The organism is Leclercia sp. M-A074-M (assembly GCF_965195605.1).
Lineage (GTDB): Bacteria > Pseudomonadota > Gammaproteobacteria > Enterobacterales > Enterobacteriaceae > Enterobacter.
This window is the reverse complement of sequence record NZ_CBDAHM010000003.1, coordinates 159,316-178,833: the sequence shown is the minus strand read 5'-3', so window position 1 is coordinate 178,833 and position 19,518 is coordinate 159,316. Positions and strand designations below refer to the sequence as shown.

Annotated in this window: 17 protein-coding genes; all 17 read left to right on the top strand. The window is 55.6% G+C overall.

Features of this window, described 5'->3' with window-relative positions:
* Positions 1 to 9 precede the first annotated feature (9 nt).
* The gene (gene wcaE, locus ACOKCT_RS07610; protein WP_103180222.1) at positions 10 to 756 is read left to right on the top strand and encodes a colanic acid biosynthesis glycosyltransferase WcaE; all 747 of its coding nucleotides are present in this window, start codon (positions 10 to 12) and stop codon (positions 754 to 756) included.
* A 15-nt stretch (positions 757 to 771) separates the two neighbouring features.
* Complete coding sequence (gene wcaF / locus ACOKCT_RS07605) at positions 772 to 1,320, top strand: colanic acid biosynthesis acetyltransferase WcaF (protein WP_156654872.1); 549 nt, start codon at positions 772 to 774, stop codon at positions 1,318 to 1,320.
* Positions 1,321 to 1,347: 27 nt separating this feature from the next.
* Complete coding sequence (gene gmd, locus ACOKCT_RS07600) at positions 1,348 to 2,469, top strand: GDP-mannose 4,6-dehydratase (protein WP_103180220.1); 1,122 nt, start codon at positions 1,348 to 1,350, stop codon at positions 2,467 to 2,469.
* A gap of 2 nt (positions 2,470 to 2,471) precedes the next feature.
* The gene (gene fcl / locus ACOKCT_RS07595) at positions 2,472 to 3,437 is read left to right on the top strand and encodes a GDP-L-fucose synthase (protein WP_420193336.1); all 966 of its coding nucleotides are present in this window, start codon (positions 2,472 to 2,474) and stop codon (positions 3,435 to 3,437) included.
* 2 nt (positions 3,438 to 3,439) lie between these two features.
* Positions 3,440 to 3,913 carry a GDP-mannose mannosyl hydrolase gene (locus ACOKCT_RS07590; RefSeq protein WP_103180218.1) on the top strand — a complete coding sequence of 158 codons (474 nt, stop codon included), beginning with the start codon at positions 3,440 to 3,442 and terminating at the stop codon, positions 3,911 to 3,913.
* Positions 3,910 to 5,133: a colanic acid biosynthesis fucosyltransferase WcaI gene (gene wcaI / locus ACOKCT_RS07585; RefSeq protein ID WP_103180217.1), complete on the top strand. Its 1,224-nt coding sequence runs from the start codon at positions 3,910 to 3,912 to the stop codon at positions 5,131 to 5,133. The genes ACOKCT_RS07590 and wcaI overlap by 4 nt, the downstream gene beginning before the upstream one ends.
* Before the next feature lie 3 nt (positions 5,134 to 5,136).
* Entirely contained in the window at positions 5,137 to 6,573 is a 1,437-nt protein-coding gene (gene cpsB, locus ACOKCT_RS07580; protein WP_103180216.1) for a mannose-1-phosphate guanyltransferase, read from the top strand.
* 111 nt (positions 6,574 to 6,684) lie between these two features.
* Complete coding sequence (cpsG, locus tag ACOKCT_RS07575) at positions 6,685 to 8,055, top strand: colanic acid biosynthesis phosphomannomutase CpsG (protein WP_263951655.1); 1,371 nt, start codon at positions 6,685 to 6,687, stop codon at positions 8,053 to 8,055.
* A 49-nt stretch (positions 8,056 to 8,104) separates the two neighbouring features.
* On the top strand, positions 8,105 to 9,499 hold the full coding sequence (wcaJ, locus tag ACOKCT_RS07570; protein ID WP_103180214.1) for an undecaprenyl-phosphate glucose phosphotransferase: 1,395 nt from the start codon (positions 8,105 to 8,107) through the stop codon (positions 9,497 to 9,499).
* A 1-nt stretch (position 9,500) separates the two neighbouring features.
* A complete protein-coding gene (gene wzxC / locus ACOKCT_RS07565) occupies positions 9,501 to 10,979 on the top strand; it encodes a colanic acid undecaprenyl disphosphate flippase WzxC (RefSeq protein ID WP_103180213.1) in 1,479 nt (492 codons plus the stop codon).
* A 50-nt stretch (positions 10,980 to 11,029) separates the two neighbouring features.
* Positions 11,030 to 12,310 carry a colanic acid biosynthesis pyruvyl transferase WcaK gene (gene wcaK / locus ACOKCT_RS07560; RefSeq protein WP_103180212.1) on the top strand — a complete coding sequence of 427 codons (1,281 nt, stop codon included), beginning with the start codon at positions 11,030 to 11,032 and terminating at the stop codon, positions 12,308 to 12,310.
* Positions 12,307 to 13,527, top strand: coding sequence for a colanic acid biosynthesis glycosyltransferase WcaL (wcaL, locus tag ACOKCT_RS07555; protein ID WP_103180211.1), 1,221 nt, complete (start codon positions 12,307 to 12,309; stop codon positions 13,525 to 13,527). The genes wcaK and wcaL overlap by 4 nt, the downstream gene beginning before the upstream one ends.
* An 11-nt stretch (positions 13,528 to 13,538) precedes the next feature.
* The gene (gene wcaM, locus ACOKCT_RS07550; RefSeq protein ID WP_103180210.1) at positions 13,539 to 14,924 is read left to right on the top strand and encodes a colanic acid biosynthesis protein WcaM; all 1,386 of its coding nucleotides are present in this window, start codon (positions 13,539 to 13,541) and stop codon (positions 14,922 to 14,924) included.
* Between the two features lie 178 nt (positions 14,925 to 15,102).
* Positions 15,103 to 15,999, top strand: a complete 897-nt coding sequence (gene galF, locus ACOKCT_RS07545) for a GalU regulator GalF (RefSeq protein WP_263950442.1) — start codon at positions 15,103 to 15,105, stop codon at positions 15,997 to 15,999.
* A 371-nt stretch (positions 16,000 to 16,370) separates the two neighbouring features.
* On the top strand, positions 16,371 to 17,456 hold the full coding sequence (rfbB, locus tag ACOKCT_RS07540; protein WP_263950443.1) for a dTDP-glucose 4,6-dehydratase: 1,086 nt from the start codon (positions 16,371 to 16,373) through the stop codon (positions 17,454 to 17,456).
* On the top strand, positions 17,456 to 18,355 hold the full coding sequence (gene rfbD, locus ACOKCT_RS07535; RefSeq protein WP_263950444.1) for a dTDP-4-dehydrorhamnose reductase: 900 nt from the start codon (positions 17,456 to 17,458) through the stop codon (positions 18,353 to 18,355). The genes rfbB and rfbD overlap by 1 nt, the downstream gene beginning before the upstream one ends.
* A 53-nt stretch (positions 18,356 to 18,408) precedes the next feature.
* The gene (rfbA, locus tag ACOKCT_RS07530) at positions 18,409 to 19,287 is read left to right on the top strand and encodes a glucose-1-phosphate thymidylyltransferase RfbA (protein WP_263950445.1); all 879 of its coding nucleotides are present in this window, start codon (positions 18,409 to 18,411) and stop codon (positions 19,285 to 19,287) included.
* Positions 19,288 to 19,518 lie beyond the last annotated feature (231 nt).

Here is a 19,518-nt window from a genome sequence, read left to right as displayed (position 1 = left end):
AGGTGGTTTATGTTACTAAGCGTTATTACTGTCGCCTTTCGTAACTACGAGGGCGTGGTAAAAACCTGGCGGTCGCTGCGTAATCTGGCAGGCGATCCCAGCCTCAACTTTGAATGGATTGTGGTGGATGGTGGTTCGAACGACGGCACCGCAGAATTCCTCGAAAAACTGAATGGTGAATATAACTTACGCTACATCAGCGAGAAAGATCGCGGTATCTACGATGCCATGAATAAAGGTATCGACATGGCGCAGGGGCGCTATGCCATCTTCCTTAATTCTGGCGATATTTTTCATGACGACGTAGCGCAGTTTGTTCGTCAACTCGTTCGAGTTCAGGATAACGCCATGTACATGGGCGATGCGTTACTTGATTTCGGTGATGGAAATAAAGTACGCCGTACGGCGAAACCGGGCTGGTATATTTATCACAGCCTGCCGGCCAGCCATCAGGCGATTTTCTTCCCGCTGAGCGGGTTAAAAACGTACCCGTACGATCTGCAGTACCGCGTTTCATCGGATTACGCACTGGCCGCTCGGCTGTATAAAGCCGGATATCCTTTTAAACGTCTGCCAGGTCTGGTTTCTGAATTTTCGATGGGCGGCGTGTCAACGTCGAATAATCTGGAATTATGCCAGGATGCCCGCAAGGTGCAGCGCGACATATTACGCGTGCCGGGCGTATGGGCGGAATTATCTTATTTATTGCGCCTTAAAACCACGGGTAAAACCAAAGCCTTATATAACAAAGTCTGAATATAAGGAAAAAGTATGCAGGAATTAAGCGGCTTCTCTGTGCCAAAAGGATTCCGTGGCGCAGGGGGGATTAAGGTGCAGTTATGGTGGGCGGTACAGGCGACATTATTTGCCTGGTCCCCACAAATTATGTATCGCTGGCGCGCATTTTTATTACGCAGCTTCGGTGCAAAAATCGGAAAAAACGTAGTGATTCGCCCGTCGGTAAAAATTACTTACCCATGGAAATTAACCCTTGGGGATAACGCCTGGGTTGGTGACGACGCGGTGTTATATACGCTGGGTGAAATTTCGATTGGCGCGAATGCAGTGGTATCTCAGAAATGCTACCTCTGTACCGGCAGCCACGATTATATGAGTCAACATTTTGATATTAACGCGCAGCCAATCACCATTGGCGAGAAATGCTGGCTGGCGACCGACGTATTTGTCGCCCCCGGCGTCTCCATTGGCAATGGCACCGTTATTGGTGCGCGCAGCAGTGTTTTTAAGTCGCTACCGGCAAACAAACTTTGCCGTGGCAATCCCGCAGTGGTGATACGCGAACGCGTTGAAACTGAATAACTTCTGATAAGTCTGGAGAAAATAAACATGTCTAAAGTCGCTCTCATCACCGGCGTAACCGGACAGGATGGTTCTTATCTGGCGGAACTCCTGCTGGAAAAAGGCTACGAAGTGCACGGAATCAAACGTCGTGCCTCCTCTTTTAACACCGAGCGCGTGGATCATATCTATCAGGATCCGCACGCGGCGAACCCGAAATTCCATCTGCACTACGGCGATCTGACCGATACCTCCAACCTGACCCGTATTCTGCAGGAAGTCCAGCCGGATGAAGTCTATAACCTGGGCGCGATGAGCCACGTGGCCGTCTCCTTCGAATCCCCGGAATATACCGCTGACGTGGATGCCATCGGCACCCTGCGTCTGCTGGAAGCGATTCGTTTCCTCGGTCTTGAGAAGAAGACCCGTTTCTATCAGGCCTCCACCTCCGAGCTCTACGGCCTGGTGCAGGAGATCCCACAGAAAGAGACGACGCCGTTCTACCCGCGCTCCCCGTATGCAGTGGCAAAAATGTACGCCTACTGGATCACCGTTAACTACCGTGAATCCTACGGCATGTACGCCTGCAACGGCATCCTGTTCAACCACGAGTCTCCGCGCCGTGGCGAGACCTTCGTGACCCGTAAGATCACCCGCGCGATCGCCAACATCGCCCAGGGCCTGGAGAAGAAGCTCCACCTTGGCAATATGGACTCCCTGCGTGACTGGGGCCATGCCAAAGACTACGTAAAAATGCAGTGGATGATGCTGCAGCAGGAAAAACCGGAAGACTTCGTTATCGCCACCGGCGTGCAGTACTCCGTGCGTCAGTTCGTTGAGATGGCCGCTGCTCAGCTGGGCATCAAGCTGCGCTTCGAAGGCACCGGCGTGGACGAGAAAGGCATTGTGGTCTCCGTCACCGGCCACGACGCACCGGGCGTACAGCCGGGCGACGTGATTGTGGAAGTTGACCCGCGCTACTTCCGTCCTGCCGAGGTAGAAACCCTGCTGGGCGACCCGACCAAGGCGCACGAAAAACTGGGCTGGAAACCAGAAACCACGCTGCAGGAGATGGTCTCCGAGATGGTGGCAAAAGATCTCGAAGCGGCGAAAAAACACTCCTTGCTTAAATCCCACGGCTACGAGGTTGCCATCGCGCTGGAGTCCTGAGAATGACCAAACAACGTATTTTTGTTGCCGGACATCGCGGGATGGTGGGTTCGGCGATTGTTCGCCAGCTGGAGCAGCGTGGCAACGTCGAGCTGGTGCTGCGCACCCGTGACGAGCTTAACCTGCTGGATGCGCAAGCAGTCGAGGCTTTCTTTGCTGAACAGCGCATCGACCAGGTCTATCTGGCGGCGGCAAAAGTGGGTGGGATTGTCGCCAACAATACCTATCCGGCGGATTTCATCTACGAGAACATGATGATCGAGAGCAATATCATTCACGCGGCGCACCTGCACAACGTGAACAAGCTGCTGTTCCTCGGCTCATCCTGTATCTACCCGAAGATGGCGAAGCAGCCTATTGCCGAGAGCGAGCTGCTGCAGGGCACGCTTGAGGCAACCAACGAGCCCTACGCGATTGCCAAGATTGCCGGGATCAAGCTGTGCGAGTCCTACAACCGCCAGTATGGCCGCGACTATCGTTCGGTGATGCCGACCAACCTGTACGGCCCGAACGATAACTTCCACCCGAGCAACTCCCATGTGATCCCGGCGCTGCTGCGCCGGTTCCATGAAGCCACCGTCAGCAACGCACCGGAAGTGGTGGTGTGGGGCAGCGGTACGCCGATGCGCGAATTCCTGCACGTGGATGATATGGCTGCCGCCAGCATTCATGTGATGGAGCTGGCCCGCGAGGTGTGGCAGGAGAATACCGAGCCGATGCTGTCGCATATCAACGTTGGCACCGGGGTGGACTGCACTATCCGCGAACTGGCTGAAACCATCGCTGAGGTGGTGGGGTACAAGGGCCGCGTGGCCTTCGATGCCACTAAACCCGACGGCACCCCGCGCAAGCTGCTGGACGTGACCCATCTGCACCAGCTGGGCTGGTTCCACGAGGTGACGCTGGCCCAGGGGCTGGCCAGCACCTATCAGTGGTTCCTGGAAAATCAGCACCGCTTCCGGGGGTAACTATGTTTTTAAGTCAGGAAGATTTTGCCACGGTAGTGCGTTCCACGCCGCTGATCTCCATCGATCTGATTGTGGAGAACGAGCGTGGCGAGTTCCTGCTCGGACAGCGCACCAATCGTCCGGCACAGGGCTACTGGTTCGTGCCAGGTGGGCGGGTGCAGAAAGATGAGACGCTGGAAAATGCCTTTGCGCGTCTGACGCAGGCGGAGCTGGGGCTCCGTCTGCCGATGACGGCAGGGCAGTTCTACGGGGTCTGGCAGCACTTCTATGACGACAACTTTTCCGGCACCGATTTCACCACCCACTATGTGGTGCTCGGTTTTCGCCTGAAGGTCAATCAGGCAGAGCTGCATCTGCCTGATGCGCAGCATGACGACTATCGCTGGCTGACGCCCGACGCGCTGCTGGCCAGCGATAACGTCCATGACAACAGCCGGGCCTATTTTCTGAAGCAGGCCGGAGTGCCGGGTTTATGAAAATTCTCGTATACGGCATTAACTACTCCCCGGAGCTGACCGGGATCGGTAAGTACACCGGCGAGATGGTGGAGTGGATGGCCCGTCAGGGTCATGAGGTGCGGGTCATTACCGCACCACCTTATTACCCGGAGTGGCAGGTGGACGAGCACTATTCCAGCTGGCGCTACCGCCGCGAAGAGGGGGCCGCGACCGTCTGGCGCTGTCCGCTTTACGTGCCAAAGCAGCCCTCGACCTTAAAGCGGTTGATTCATCTGGGCAGCTTTGCCCTGAGCAGTTTCTTCCCGCTGATGGCGCAACGTCGCTGGAAGCCGGATCGCATTATCGGCGTGGTGCCGACCCTGTTTTGCACCCCAGGTATGCGCCTGCTGGGCAAGCTCTCAGGCGCCCGCACCCTGCTGCACATTCAGGATTACGAAGTGGACGCCATGCTGGGCCTGGGAATGGCCGGGAAAGGCAAGGGCGGCAAAGTGGCGAAACTGGCCAGCGCCTTCGAGCGCAGCAGCCTGCATAACGTCGATTACGTCTCGACCATCTCCCGCTCGATGATGAACAAAGCGCAGGAGAAGGGCGTGGCAGCGGAGAAGGTGATCTTCTTTCCAAACTGGTCGGAAGTGGCCCGTTTTCGCGATGTGACTGCTGTTGAGGCGGCGGCCCTGCGCGAGCAGCTGGGTCTGCCAGAAGCCAAAAAAATCATTCTCTATTCGGGCAACATCGGTGAGAAGCAGGGGCTTGAGAACGTTATTGATGCCGCTGAGCAGCTCCGCGACCAGCCCTGGCAGTTTGTGATTGTCGGCCAGGGGGGTGGCAAAGCGCGGCTGCAAAAGATGGCCCAGGAACGTGGCCTGCAGAACATCACTTTCCTGCCGCTGCAGCCCTACGAGGCCTTACCGGCGCTGCTGAAGATGGCCGATTGCCATCTGGTTGTGCAAAAGCGCGGCGCGGCGGATGCCGTTCTGCCCTCCAAGCTGACCAACATTCTGGCGGTGGGCGGCAACGCGGTGATCACCGCCGAGGCCCATACCGAGCTGGGCCAGCTGTGCGACACCCTGCCGGGGATCGCGGTGTGCGTTGAGCCGGAGTCGGTATCCGCCCTGGTGGGCGGGATCGAACAGGCGCTGAATATGCCCAAAGAGAACGCCATCGCGCGTGACTATGCCGAACGCACGCTCGAGAAAGAGAACGTGCTGAACCAGTTTATTGCAGATATTCGGGGATAAATCATGAATAAGAATACGTTGTACCCGGTTGTGATGGCGGGTGGCTCAGGTAGCCGGTTATGGCCACTCTCCCGCGTGCTCTATCCGAAACAGTTCCTCTGCCTGAAAGGGGAGCTCACCATGCTGCAGACCACGGTAAACCGTCTTAATGGCGTCGATTGCGAAAGCCCGGTGGTGATCTGTAATGAACAGCACCGCTTTATCGTCGCCGAGCAGCTGCGACAGCTGAACAAGCTCACCGAAAATATCATTCTTGAACCGGCCGGACGCAATACCGCCCCGGCCATCGCTCTCGCCGCGCTGGCGGCGAAGCGCAGCAGCCCGGATTGCGATCCGCTGATGCTGGTGCTGGCGGCGGATCACGTCATCCAGCAGGAAGAGGCGTTCCGCGATGCGGTGCGTGCCGCCATCCCTTATGCCGAAAGCGGCAAGCTGGTCACCTTCGGCATCGTGCCGGACCTGCCGGAGACCGGCTATGGCTATATCCGTCGCGGTAACGTCACGCCGGGGGAGGGCGACAGCCTGGCCTTTGACGTCGCGCAGTTCGTTGAGAAACCGAATCTGGAAACCGCGCAGGCCTACGTCGCCAGCGGCGAGTACTACTGGAACAGCGGTATGTTCCTGTTCCGCGCCGGACGCTATCTGGAAGAGCTGCAAAAGTATCGCCCGGACATCCTGGAAGCCTGCGAACGCGCAATGGCCACCGTCGACCCGGATCTGGACTTTATCCGCGTGGACGAAGCCGCGTTCCTTGCCTGCCCGGAGGAGTCGGTGGATTACGCGGTAATGGAACGTACCGCCGATGCGGTGGTGGTGCCGATGGATGCGGGCTGGAGCGACGTCGGCTCCTGGTCATCCCTGTGGGAGATCAGCGCGCACACGCCGGAAGGTAACGTCCATCACGGGGATGTGATCAGCCATAAAACCGAGAACAGCTATGTCTATGCCGAATCGGGCCTGGTCACCACCGTCGGCGTTAAAGATCTGGTTGTAGTACAGACCAAAGACGCGGTGCTGATTGCCGATCGCAACGCGGTGCAGGACGTCAAAAAAGTGGTGGAGCAGATCAAGGCCGATGGCCGCCATGAGCACCACATTCACCGCGAAGTCTATCGTCCGTGGGGCAAATATGACTCCATCGACGAAGGTGACCGTTATCAGGTGAAACGCATCACCGTTAAACCGGGCGAGGGGCTGTCGGTGCAGATGCATCATCACCGGGCGGAACACTGGGTAGTGGTGGCAGGTACCGCCAAAGTCACTATCGACAATGTTGAAACCCTGCTCGGTGAAAACGAATCGATTTATATCCCGCTGGGGGCGACGCACTGCCTGGAAAACCCTGGGAAAATCCCTCTCGATCTGATTGAAGTGCGCTCCGGCTCCTATCTGGAAGAGGACGATATCGTCCGATTTGAGGACAGATACGGCAGGGTGTAGCACTCACGCATTTTGCCCGGTGGCGCTGCGCTTACCGGGCCTACGAAAACAAAAAAATCAAATTGGCCTGTATATCGGGCGGGCCAACTGTTGCCTGAAAAAGGGGTAATGATGCAAAAGTTAACCTGTTTTAAAGCCTACGACATTCGCGGCAAGCTCGGTGAAGAGCTGAATGAGGACATTGCGTGGCGCATTGGCCGCGCGTATGGCGAATATTTAAAGCCGAAAACCATCGTGCTGGGCGGCGACGTCCGTTTGACCAGCGAAGCGTTAAAACTGGCGCTGGCTAAAGGGTTGCAGGACGCGGGTGTGGATGTGCTGGATATCGGCCTTTCCGGTACCGAAGAGATCTATTTTGCCACCTTCCATTTAGGCGTGGACGGCGGGATCGAAGTGACCGCCAGTCATAATCCGATGGACTATAACGGCATGAAGTTGGTGCGCGAGGGTGCGCGCCCGATCAGCGGCGATACCGGCCTGCGCGACGTACAGCGTCTGGCGGAAGCCAACGACTTCCCACCGGTGAACGAGTCAACGCGCGGCAGCTATAAGAAAATCGATCTGCGTGATGCTTACATCGATCACCTGCTGGGCTACATCAATGTGGCGAACCTCAAACCGCTGAAGCTGGTCATCAACTCCGGCAACGGCGCCGCAGGCCCGGTGGTGGATACCCTGGAAGCGCGCTTTAAGGCGCTTAACGTGCCGGTCACCTTCGTCAAAGTGCACAACACCCCGGACGGCACCTTCCCGAACGGTATTCCAAACCCGCTGCTGCCGGAGTGCCGCGACGATACCCGCAATGCAGTGATTGAACATGGCGCGGATATGGGCATCGCCTTTGACGGCGACTTCGACCGCTGCTTCCTGTTCGACGAAAAGGGGCAGTTTATCGAGGGCTACTATATCGTCGGCCTGCTGGCGGAAGCCTTCCTTGAGAAAAACCCCGGCTCGCGCATCATTCATGACCCGCGCCTCTCCTGGAATACGGTGGATGTGGTCTCCGCGGCAGGCGGCACACCGGTGATGTCCAAAACCGGTCACGCCTTTATCAAAGAGCGGATGCGCGAAGAAGACGCGATTTATGGCGGCGAGATGAGCGCCCATCACTACTTCCGCGATTTTGCCTACTGCGACAGCGGGATGATCCCGTGGCTGCTGGTGACCGAGCTGCTGTGCCTGAAGGGCCAGTCGCTGGGTGAACTGGTGCGCGACCGCATGGCGGCCTTCCCGGCGAGCGGCGAGATCAACAGCACGCTGGCGGCACCTGCCGAGGCGATTGCCCGGGTGGAGCATCACTTTGCCCTGCACGCGCTGGAGATCGACCGTACAGACGGTATCAGCATGACCTTCCCGCAGTGGCGCTTCAACCTGCGCTCGTCCAACACCGAGCCGGTGGTGCGCCTGAACGTAGAATCCCGTGCCGATGCGGCGCTGATGGCGGCGCGAACACAGGACATTATGGCGCTGTTGAATCAGTAACCTTTCCCCCTCTCCCGTTGGGGGAGGGGGCCCTGAAACAGGAACAACGATGACAAATCTAAAAAAGCGCGAGCGAGCCAAAACGAATGCATCGTTAATCTCTATGGTGCAGCGTTTTTCTGATATCACCATCATGTTCGGTGGGTTGTGGATGGTGTGTAAAATCAGCGGGCTGCCGTTCCTCTACATGCATCTGCTGATGGCGCTGATCGCGCTGGTCGTCTTCCAGATGATCGGCGGCATGACCGACTTCTACCGTTCATGGCGGGGCGTCAAAATCACCACCGAGCTGCAACTGCTGTTGCAGAACTGGACCTTAAGCCTGGTCTTCAGCTTCGGGCTGGTGGCCTTCAACAACGACTTCGATAATCGCTTTGCTACCTATTTTGCCTGGTATCTGCTAACCAGCGTGGGGATGGTGGTCTGTCGCTCTCTGATCCGCTTTGGCGCGGGCTGGCTGCGTAACCGGGGTTACAACACCCGCCGGGTGGCGGTAGCCGGGAGCCTGCCGGCCGGACTGGCGCTGCTTGACGGTTTTCGCAAAGAGCCGTGGCTGGGCTTTGACGTGGTGGGCGTTTATCACGACGCGCAGCCGGGTGGCGTCTCTTCGGACTGGGCCGGTAACTATTCGCAGCTGATTGACGATGCCAAAGCGGGCAAGATCCATAACGTCTACATTGCCATGCCGATGAGCGACGAGGCCCGTATCAAAACCCTGATGCGTAAGCTGGCAGACACCACCTGCTCGGTGATCCTCATCCCGGACGTGTTCACCTTTAACATTCTGCATTCCCGTATCGAAGAGGTGAACGGCGTACCGGTAGTGCCCCTGTATGACACGCCGCTCTCTGGCCTCAACCGGGTGCTGAAGCGCGTGGAGGACATCGTGCTGTCATCCCTGATCCTGCTGCTGATCTCCCCGGTGCTGTGCGCCATTGCGCTGGCGGTGAAGCTCACGTCAAAGGGGCCGGTGATCTTCCGCCAGACCCGTTACGGTATGGATGGTAAGCCGATCATGGTGTGGAAATTCCGCTCCATGAAGGTGATGGAAAACGACAACGTGGTGACCCAGGCGACGCAAAACGATCCGCGCGTCACCCGCGTGGGTAACTTCCTGCGCCGCACCTCGCTTGATGAACTGCCGCAGTTTATCAATGTGTTTACCGGTGGGATGTCCATTGTCGGCCCACGCCCGCACGCGGTAGCGCATAACGAGCAGTATCGTCAGCTTATCGAAGGTTACATGCTGCGCCACAAGGTGAAGCCGGGTATCACCGGCTGGGCGCAGATCAACGGCTGGCGCGGCGAAACTGACACCCTGGAGAAAATGGAAAAACGCATTGAGTTCGACCTCGAGTACATCCGCGAGTGGAGCCTCTGGTTCGATATCAAGATCGTCTTTCTGACCATCTTCAAGGGCTTTGTGAACAAAGCGGCGTACTGACATGAGCTTACGTGAAAAAACCCTCAGCGGGGCAAAGTGGTCGGCTATCGCGACGGTGATCATCATCGGCCTTGGGCTGGTGCAGATGACGGTGCTGGCGCGCATTATCGATAGCCACCAGTTTGGCCTGTTGACCGTCTCGCTGGTGATCATCGCCCTCGCCGATACACTGTCTGATTTCGGCATCGCCAACTCGATTATTCAGCGCAAAGAGATTAGCCAGCTGGAGCTAACCACCCTCTACTGGCTTAATGTCGGCCTCGGTATTCTCGTGTTCGTGTCGCTGTTCCTGCTGAGCGATCTTATTGCCCGGGTATTGAATAACCCTGAGCTGGCGCCCCTGATGCGCGCGCTGTCGTTCGCGTTTGTGGTGATCCCTCACGGACAGCAGTTCCGCGCGCTGATGCAAAAGGAGCTTGAGTTCAGCAAGATCGGCATGATCGAGACCAGCTCGGTGCTGGCCGGATTTACTTTTACCGTGATCAGCGCCCACTTCTGGCCGCTGGCGTTAACCGCCATCCTCGGCTACCTGGTCAACTCTGTCGTGCGCACGCTGCTGTTCGGCTACTTCGGGCGCAAAATCTACCGTCCGGGCTTCCACTTCTCGCTCGCATCGGTGTCCTCCAACCTGCGCTTCGGCGCCTGGCTGACCGCCGACAGCATCATCAACTATGTGAATACCAACCTCTCTACCCTGGTGCTGGCGCGTATTCTCGGTGCCAGCGTCGCCGGGGGCTATAACCTGGCGTACAACGTGGCGGTCGTTCCGCCAATGAAGCTCAACCCGATCATCACCCGGGTGCTGTTTCCGGCGTTCGCCAAAATTCAGGATGACACCGACAAACTCAGGCTCAACTTCTACAAGCTGCTGTCGGTGGTGGGGATCATTAACTTCCCGACCCTGCTGGGGCTGATGGTGGTCTCCGGCAATCTGGTGCCGCTGGTATTCGGTGAGAAGTGGCTGAGCATTGTACCGATCCTGCAACTGTTGTGCGTGGTGGGGCTGTTGCGCTCCGTCGGCAACCCGATCGGATCGCTGCTGATGGCAAAAGCCCGCGTCGATATCAGCTTTAAATTCAACGTCTTCAAAACCTTTCTGTTTATTCCGGCGATCGTTATCGGCGGCCATCTGGCAGGCGCGATGGGCGTCACGCTGGGCTTCCTGCTGGTGCAGATCGTCAACACCATCCTGAGCTACTTCGTAATGATTAAGCCGGTGCTGGGCTCCAGCTACCGCCAGTACATCCTGAGCCTCTGGCTGCCGTTTTACCTCTCACTGCCAACCCTTGCCGTGAGCTATGGCTTAGGGCTGGCCCTGCAAGGCCATCTGCCGCTGGCGGCGCTGCTGGCGGTGCAGGTCGCCGCGGGCGCCCTGGCCTTCGCGGTGATGATTGTGCTGTCGCGGAACGCGCTGGTGGTGGAGATCAAGCGCCAGTTCTGCCGCAACGAAAAGATGAAAACGCTGCTTCGCGCAGGTTAATTATTTCCTCCCCCTCTCCGCTGGGGAGGGGAATTTTTTAAGAGGTTATTATGAAATTATTGATTCTGGGCAACCATACCTGTGGCAACCGCGGTGACAGCGCCATTCTGCGCGGCCTGCTGGATGCGATTTACACCCTCTCCCCTGAGACAGAAGTGGATGTGATGAGCCGTTATCCGGTCAGCTCCTCCTGGCTACTGAACCGCCCGGTGATGGGCGATCCGCTCTACAGCCAGATGAAGCAGCATAACAGCGCCGCGGGCGTGATGGGCCGGGTGAAAAAGGTGCTGCGCCGCCGCTATCAGCACCAGGTGCTGCTGTCACGTGTGACCGACACCGGCAAGCTGCGTAATATTGCCATTGCCCAGGGCTTTACCGATTTTGTCCGTCTGCTCTCCGGCTACGACGCCATTATTCAGGTGGGCGGATCCTTTTTTGTCGACCTTTACGGCGTGCCGCAGTTTGAGCATGCGCTCTGCACCTTTATGGCGAAAAAGCCGCTGTTTATGGTCGGTCACAGCGTCGGTCCGTTCCAGGATCCCCAGTTCAATCAGCTGGCAAACTACGTGTTTGGTCACTGTGACGCGCTAATCCTGCGCGAGTCGGTGAGCCTGAATCTGATGCAGCGTAGCGAGATCGACACAAGCAAGGTCGAGCAGGGAGTGGATACCGCCTGGCTGGTGGATCATCAGGAGGCGAATTTTACCCCCAGCTATGCCGTGCAGCACTGGCTGAACGTGGCGGCGCAGCAGAAGACCGTCGCCATTACCCTGCGCGAGCTGGCGCCGTTTGATAAGCGTCTTGGCACCACCCAGGCGGCCTATGAGAAAGCCTTTGCTGAGGTGGTCAACCGGGTGCTGGACAGCGGCTATCAGGTGCTGGCGCTCTCTACCTGTACCGGCATCGACAGCTACAACAAAGATGACCGGATGGTGGCGCTGAATCTGCGCCAGCACGTCAGCGATCCGTCCCGCTACCATGTGGTGATGGACGAACTTAACGATCTGGAGATGGGCAAGCTGCTGGGGGCGTGCGATCTGACCGTAGGCACCCGTCTGCATTCGGCCATTATCTCCATGAACTTCGGCACCCCGGCCATCGCGATTAACTACGAACACAAGTCTGCCGGGATCATGCAGCAGCTGGGTATGCCGGAGATGGCGGTGGATATTCGTCATCTGCTGGACGGCTCCCTGGGGGCAATGGTCGGCGATACCCTCGGCCAGCTGTCAGCCATCAACGAACGCCTGGCGGTAGCGGTGAAAGCCGAACGTGAAAACGGCATCAAAATGGTGAAATCGGTACTGGATCGGGTCGGGGAGGGCAAATGAAGGTTGGTTTCTTCTTACTGAAATTCCCGCTCTCCTCCGAAACGTTTGTGCTTAATCAGATCACCGCCTTTATCGATATGGGATATGACGTGGAGATTATCGCCCTGCAAAAGGGCGATACGCAAAATACCCACGCCGCATGGACGCAGTATGACCTCGCCAGCAAAACCCGCTGGCTGCAGGATGAGCCCCAGGGCCGGCTTGCGAAACTGCGTTACCGCGCCCGCCAGACCCTGCGCGGGCTGCACCGCCCTGGCACCTGGAAGGCGCTGAATATCTCCCGCTATGGCGCCGAGTCGCGCAATCTGATCCTCTCCGCCATTTGCGGCCAGACGCAGCGTCCCTGGCGTGCGGATGTGTTTATCGCCCACTTCGGTCCGGCAGGCGTGACGGCGGCCAAGCTGCGCGAGCTGGGCGTTATTGAGGGGAAAATCGCCACCGTCTTTCACGGCATTGATATCTCCAGCCGTGAGGTGCTGAACCACTATACACCTGAATACCAGCGGCTCTTTCAGCGCGGCGACATGATGCTGCCCATCAGCGAACTGTGGGCCGGGCGGCTCAAAACCATGGGCTGTCCGCCGGAGAAAATCACCGTTTCGCGCATGGGCGTGGATATGCAGCGCTTTACCCAGCGGCCGGTTAAAACGCCGGGAAGCCCACTGCAAATCATCTCTGTTGCACGTCTGACGGAGAAAAAAGGGCTACACGTGGCAATCGAAGCCTGCCGCCAGCTGAAAGCGCGTGGGGTGGATTTTCGCTACCGTATTCTGGGCATTGGCCCCTGGGAGCGCCGGCTGCGCACCCTGATCGAACAGTATGAGCTGGAGGCGCATGTCGAGATGCCAGGGTTCAAGCCCAGCCATGAGGTCAAAGCCATGCTCGATGCCGCCGATATCTTTTTACTTCCCTCCGTTACCGGCGCAGACGGTGATATGGAGGGGATCCCGGTTGCGCTGATGGAAGCCATGGCGGTGGGCATACCGGTCCTGTCCACAGTGCATAGCGGTATTCCTGAACTGATCGAACCAGGCCATTCCGGCTGGCTGGTGGAGGAGAACAATCCGGAGGCGCTGGCTAACCAGCTTGAACAGTTTGCCGCGATTGCCCATCAGGAGCTCTCGCCTGTGCTGCACAATGCGCGCAAAAAGGTGGAGACCGATTTCAATCAACACCTTATCAATCGACAGTTAGCCACTCTGCTACACACGCTTTAAACGGAGGCGATATGCCGAAAGAGATGACGCGACGCGCGTTTGTCACCACCTGTTCCGTGCTGGCGGCCGCGCCGCTGGTCGGCGTTCGGGCCGCCAAAAACGCTGCCACGGTGGAGATCAGCCGGTATGACCTTCGTGACGGAATTGCCGCATTTAAGAAGGCCTTTACCGAGGGTGATACCGTCGTGGTACCTGCGGACGTCACCTGCGAGAACATCAACGCCGCCATTTTTATTCCCGAGGGCAAAACCCTGCGCATTCTCGGTGCGATGACCGGCAATGGCCGCGGGCGGCTGGTATTGCAGGATGGCAGCAAGGTAATCGGGGAAGGGAAGGGGCGCAGCGAAAACATCACCCTCGACGTGCGCGGTTCTGACTGCGTGATCCAGGGACTGGCGATGAGCGGCTATGGCCCGGTGACCCAGATCTACATTGGCGGTAAACAAAAGCGGGTGATGCGTAATCTGCTGATCGACAACCTGCGGGTCACTAAAGCCAACTATGCAATCCTGCGCCAGGGGTTTCATAACCAGATGGATGGCGTAAAGATTACCAACTGTCATTTCAGCTACCTGCAGGGTGACGCCATCGAATGGAACGTGGCGATTAATGACAAAAACATCCTCATCTCAGACCACGTGATCGACCATATCGACTGCACTAACGGGAAAATTAACTGGGGTATCGGCATCGGTCTGGCGGGCAGCACCTACGACAATAACTACCCTGAAGACCAGACGGTAAAGAACTTCGTGGTGGCCAATATTACCGGGAGCAATTGCCGTCAGCTGGTGCACGTTGAAAACGGCAAACACTTTATCATACGTAATGTTAAGGCCCGCAATATCACCCCGGACTTTAGTAAGAAAGCGGGTATTGATAACGCAACGGTCGCGATATATGGCTGCGATAATTTTGTCATCGATAATGTTGAGATGACCGACAGCGCCGGGATGTTAATTGGTTACGGCGTGATTAAAGGCGACTATTTGTCGATACCGCAGAATTTCCGCCTCAACAATATTCATCTGGATAACCAGAAACTTGCACGAAAATTGCGCGGAATACAGATCTCCTCCGGCAATAAAACCTCGTTCGTCGCCCTCACCAACCTTGAGATGAAGCGCGCCTCTCTGGAGTTCCATAATAAACCTCAGCATCTTTTTATGCGTAATATCAACGTGATGCAGGATGCAGACAGGGGCCCAGCCCTGAAGCTGAATTTTGATCTGCGCAAAGATGTGCGCGGGAAGTTTATGGCGCGGGACGAAACGCTGCTTTCGCTGGCGAACATTAACGCGGTTAATGAAAAGGGGCAAAGTTCGGTCGATATCGACCGAATTGACCATCATACGCTCAATACGGAACGGCTGAATTTTAACCTGCCGAAGCGCTAAATATTAACCAGCCGGCATTTTGCGAGGATTCCTGGAATTAAAGCGCGACTATTCGGATTGCATCCGCTGAAATTTACGCTGTAATTGCGTAACATCATCTCCAGATTTGTAGCAATTCGTGCTGGCGAAACCAGGCTAAAGGGCTATAATTCGGCAACCATTTTAAGGTGGAAGAAATATGATTAATTTGAAAGCAGTCATTCCGGTAGCCGGTCTCGGCATGCATATGCTCCCGGCCACAAAAGCCATTCCTAAAGAGATGCTGCCGATCGTTGACAAGCCGATGATTCAGTACATCGTCGACGAGATTGTTGCTGCAGGGATCAAAGAAATCGTTCTGGTTACGCACTCCTCCAAGAATGCGGTGGAAAACCACTTCGACACCTCCTACGAACTTGAAGCCCTTCTGGAGCAGCGCGTTAAGCGTCAACTGCTGGCGGAAGTGCAGTCCATCTGCCCACCGGGCGTGACCATTATGAACGTTCGCCAGGCGCAGCCGCTGGGGCTGGGCCACTCTATTCTGTGCGCGCGTCCTGTAGTGGGGGATAACCCGTTCGTGGTCGTCCTGCCCGATATCATTCTGGACAATGCTTCTGCCGATCCGCTGCGCTACAACCTGGCGGCAATGGTGGCGCGTTTCAACGAGACGGGCCGTAGCCAGGTGCTGGCGAAGCGCATGAAAGGCGATCTGTCTGAATACTCCGTTATTCAGACCAAAGAGCCGCTGGATACCGAAGGTAAAGTCAGCCGTATCGTTGAATTTATCGAGAAGCCGGATCAACCTCAGACGCTGGATTCCGATCTGATGGCCGTCGGCCGCTATGTGCTGAACGCGGAAATCTGGGCTGAACTGGAACGTACCGAACCAGGTGCCTGGGATCGTATTCAGCTGACGGATGCTATCGCTGAACTGGCGAAGAAGCAGTCTGTAGACGCTATGCTGATGACCGGCGACAGCTACGACTGCGGTAAGAAACTGGGATATATGCAAGCCTTTGTTCAGTATGGCCTGCGTAATCTGAAAGAAGGGCAGAAGTTCCGCGAAAGCATGATGAAACTCTTAACCAACGACTAACGGTTGGTTGGTCGTTGACTAAACGGCAGTGGATCATTCCAGGCGTTATTGGCCATGAGAATGACACTGCCGTTTTCTTTTTTTAAATTTACCCTTAAATTTCAGAGGTTTAATTGCAGCTTTTTTGTGTTGTTAGCCTGCTTTTTTCCCTTGTTTCTGCCAGCATTTAAGACGACAATTATTAATTGACTTGAACGCTACCCTGTCGCGATTTTAACGGGGTCAGGCGGTGAATTACCTCAATTACGACAACGTTCAGTGCACTGGTAGCTGTAAAGCCAGGGGCGGTAGCGTGTCTGATTTCTGCCTCGCGATTAAAGGCCGCGGCAGTCGTCACTATCCCGAAATATTCATTTAACGGAAAATAACGCGTGAAAATTCTTGTTACTGGTGGTGCCGGTTTTATCGGCTCTGCGGTTGTCCGACATATTATTCAAAACACTCAGGACGAAGTCGTTAATGTCGATAAATTGACCTATGCAGGTAACCTGGAATCTCTTGCTAACGTGAACACCAACCCGCGTTACGCTTTTGAGCATGCTGATATTTGCGATAAAGCAGCGATGGATCGTATTTTTGCCGAACACAAGCCTGATGCCGTTATGCATCTGGCGGCAGAGAGCCACGTTGACCGTTCGATTACCGGCCCGGCTGCATTCATCGAGACCAATATCGTCGGGACTTACGTGCTGCTGGAAGCTGCCCGGGCATACTGGTCAACGCTTGGCGAAGAGGCGAAGAAAGCCTTCCGTTTCCACCACATCTCCACCGACGAAGTGTATGGCGATCTGCCGCATCCGGATGAACACCCGGCGTCAACGGAACTACCGCTGTTTACCGAGACCACGGCCTATGCACCAAGCAGCCCCTATTCAGCCTCGAAGGCCTCCAGCGATCACCTCGTGCGCGCCTGGTTACGTACCTACGGTTTGCCGACCATCGTGACTAACTGCTCGAACAACTATGGCCCTTATCATTTCCCGGAAAAACTGATCCCACTGGTGATCCTGAACGCGCTGGAAGGTAAAGCGTTACCGATTTACGGCAAGGGCGATCAGATCCGCGACTGGCTCTATGTAGAAGATCACGCCCGAGCGCTCTATACCGTAGTGACTCAGGGTAAAGCAGGTGAAACCTACAACATCGGCGGCCATAACGAGAAACAGAACCTGGATGTGGTCCATACGATTTGCGATCTGCTTGATGAAATCGTACCGAAAGAGGGGTCCTATCGCGATCAAATCACCTATGTGACTGACCGCCCGGGTCATGACCGTCGCTATGCCATCGATGCCGATAAGATTAGCCAGACGTTGGGCTGGAAGCCGCAGGAGACGTTCGAGAGCGGGATCCGCAAAACGGTGGAATGGTATCTGGCTAATACCGAATGGGTTGAGAACGTGAAAAGTGGCAACTACCAGTCCTGGATTGAGCAGAACTATGGGGAACGTCAGTAATGAATATCCTTTTGTTCGGCAAAACAGGGCAGGTGGGTTGGGAGCTACAGCGCTCACTCGCGCCCCTGGGTAATCTGATTGCCCTGGATGTTCGCTCCACCGAGTATTGCGGGGATTTCAGCGATCCTGAAGGGGTGGCTGAGACCGTCCGTCGCATTAAGCCTGATGTCATCGTGAATGCGGCTGCCCATACCGCCGTAGATAAAGCCGAGTCAGAAGCAGAATTTGCGCAGTTGCTGAATGCTACAAGCGTTGAAGCCATTGCCAAAGAAGCCGCCAAAATCGGCGCCTGGGTTGTGCACTATTCCACCGATTATGTTTTCCCGGGCAACGGCGAAAAACCATGGCGGGAGACAGATGCCACTGCGCCGCTGAATGTCTATGGCGAAACCAAACTGGCCGGTGAGAAAGCTTTGCAGGAAAATTGCGCCCGCCACTTAATTTTTCGCACCAGTTGGGTTTACGCGGGTAAAGGCAATAACTTTGCGAAAACCATGCTTCGTTTCGCCAAAGAGCGTACGGAGATGTCGGTCATCAACGATCAGTTTGGCGCGCCAACAGGAGCTGAGTTGCTGGCAGACTGTACAGCGCATGCGATTCGTGTGGCGATGAAACAACCTGAAGTTGCAGGACTCTATCATCTGGTTGCGGGTGGCGTGACCACCTGGCATGACTACGCCGCCCTGGTATTCGACGAAGCGCGTGAAGCAGGTATTGAACTGGCGATTACAAAGCTTAACGCGGTGCCTACGAGCGCTTATCCTACCCCTGCGCGTCGTCCGAATAACTCCCGTCTGAATACTGAGAAATTCCAGCAGAACTTCGACCTGGTATTACCTGCATGGGAAACCGGTGTGAAACGAATGCTGGCTGAGCTATTTACGACCACTGCGGTCTGACTTTTAATTAAATGCCCGTTTACGGGCATTTTGCACATTAAAGAGATGATGAAATGAAAACGCGTAAAGGGATTATTTTAGCCGGTGGCTCGGGAACACGTCTGTACCCGGTGACGATGGCGGTCAGCAAGCAGCTGCTGCCCATCTATGACAAACCAATGATCTACTACCCGCTCTCCACGCTCATGCTGGCGGGTATTCGTGACATCCTGATTATCAGTACCCCTCAGGATACCCCTCGTTTTGAGCAACTGCTCGGTGATGGTAGCCAATGGGGCCTTAACCTGCAGTACAAAGTGCAGCCGAGCCCTGATGGCCTGGCTCAGGCATTTATACTTGGCGAAGCGTTCATTGGTGATGACGATTGTGCCCTGGTGTTAGGTGACAACATCTTCTACGGCCATGACCTGCCGAAGTTGATGGACTCCGCTGTGAACAAAGAGAGCGGAGCTACCGTCTTTGCTTATCATGTGAACGATCCGGAGCGCTATGGTGTTGTTGAGTTTGATAAACAGGGCACGGCCGTTAGCCTGGAAGAAAAACCAGCTGAACCAAAAAGTAACTACGCCGTGACGGGTCTTTATTTCTATGACAACAGCGTGGTTGAAATGGCGAAGAGCCTTAAACCGTCGCCACGTGGTGAGCTGGAAATCACTGACATCAACCGTCTGTATATGGAGCAGGGCCGTCTGTCCGTTGCCATGATGGGACGTGGTTTTGCCTGGCTGGATACCGGTACACATCAGAGCCTGATTGAAGCCAGTAACTTTATTGCGACCATAGAAGAGCGTCAGGGGTTAAAGGTGGCGTGCCCGGAAGAGATTGCGTATCGCAAAGGATTTATTGATGCGGAGCAGGTTAAAAACCTCGCCGCGCCATTATCTAAAAACGCTTATGGTCAGTATCTTCTCAAGATAATTAAAGGTTATTGACTGGTTAAGATTGGGATAAAAATAATAACCAATTATTCTTTAAATCTGGTTTCAAGGGAAGTGTACGATTATTAAATTGGCAATTTATTGATACAACCTCCATATTTAGATATTTTGATCTGTATTAAGTCAGCGCTTTATTTGTCTGTTAAAGGATGGTTGTAAGATTTCAAGGCCAGTGTTTAAAATGATCATAATCAACATTGATTCAGATATTAAATGCTTACGTAA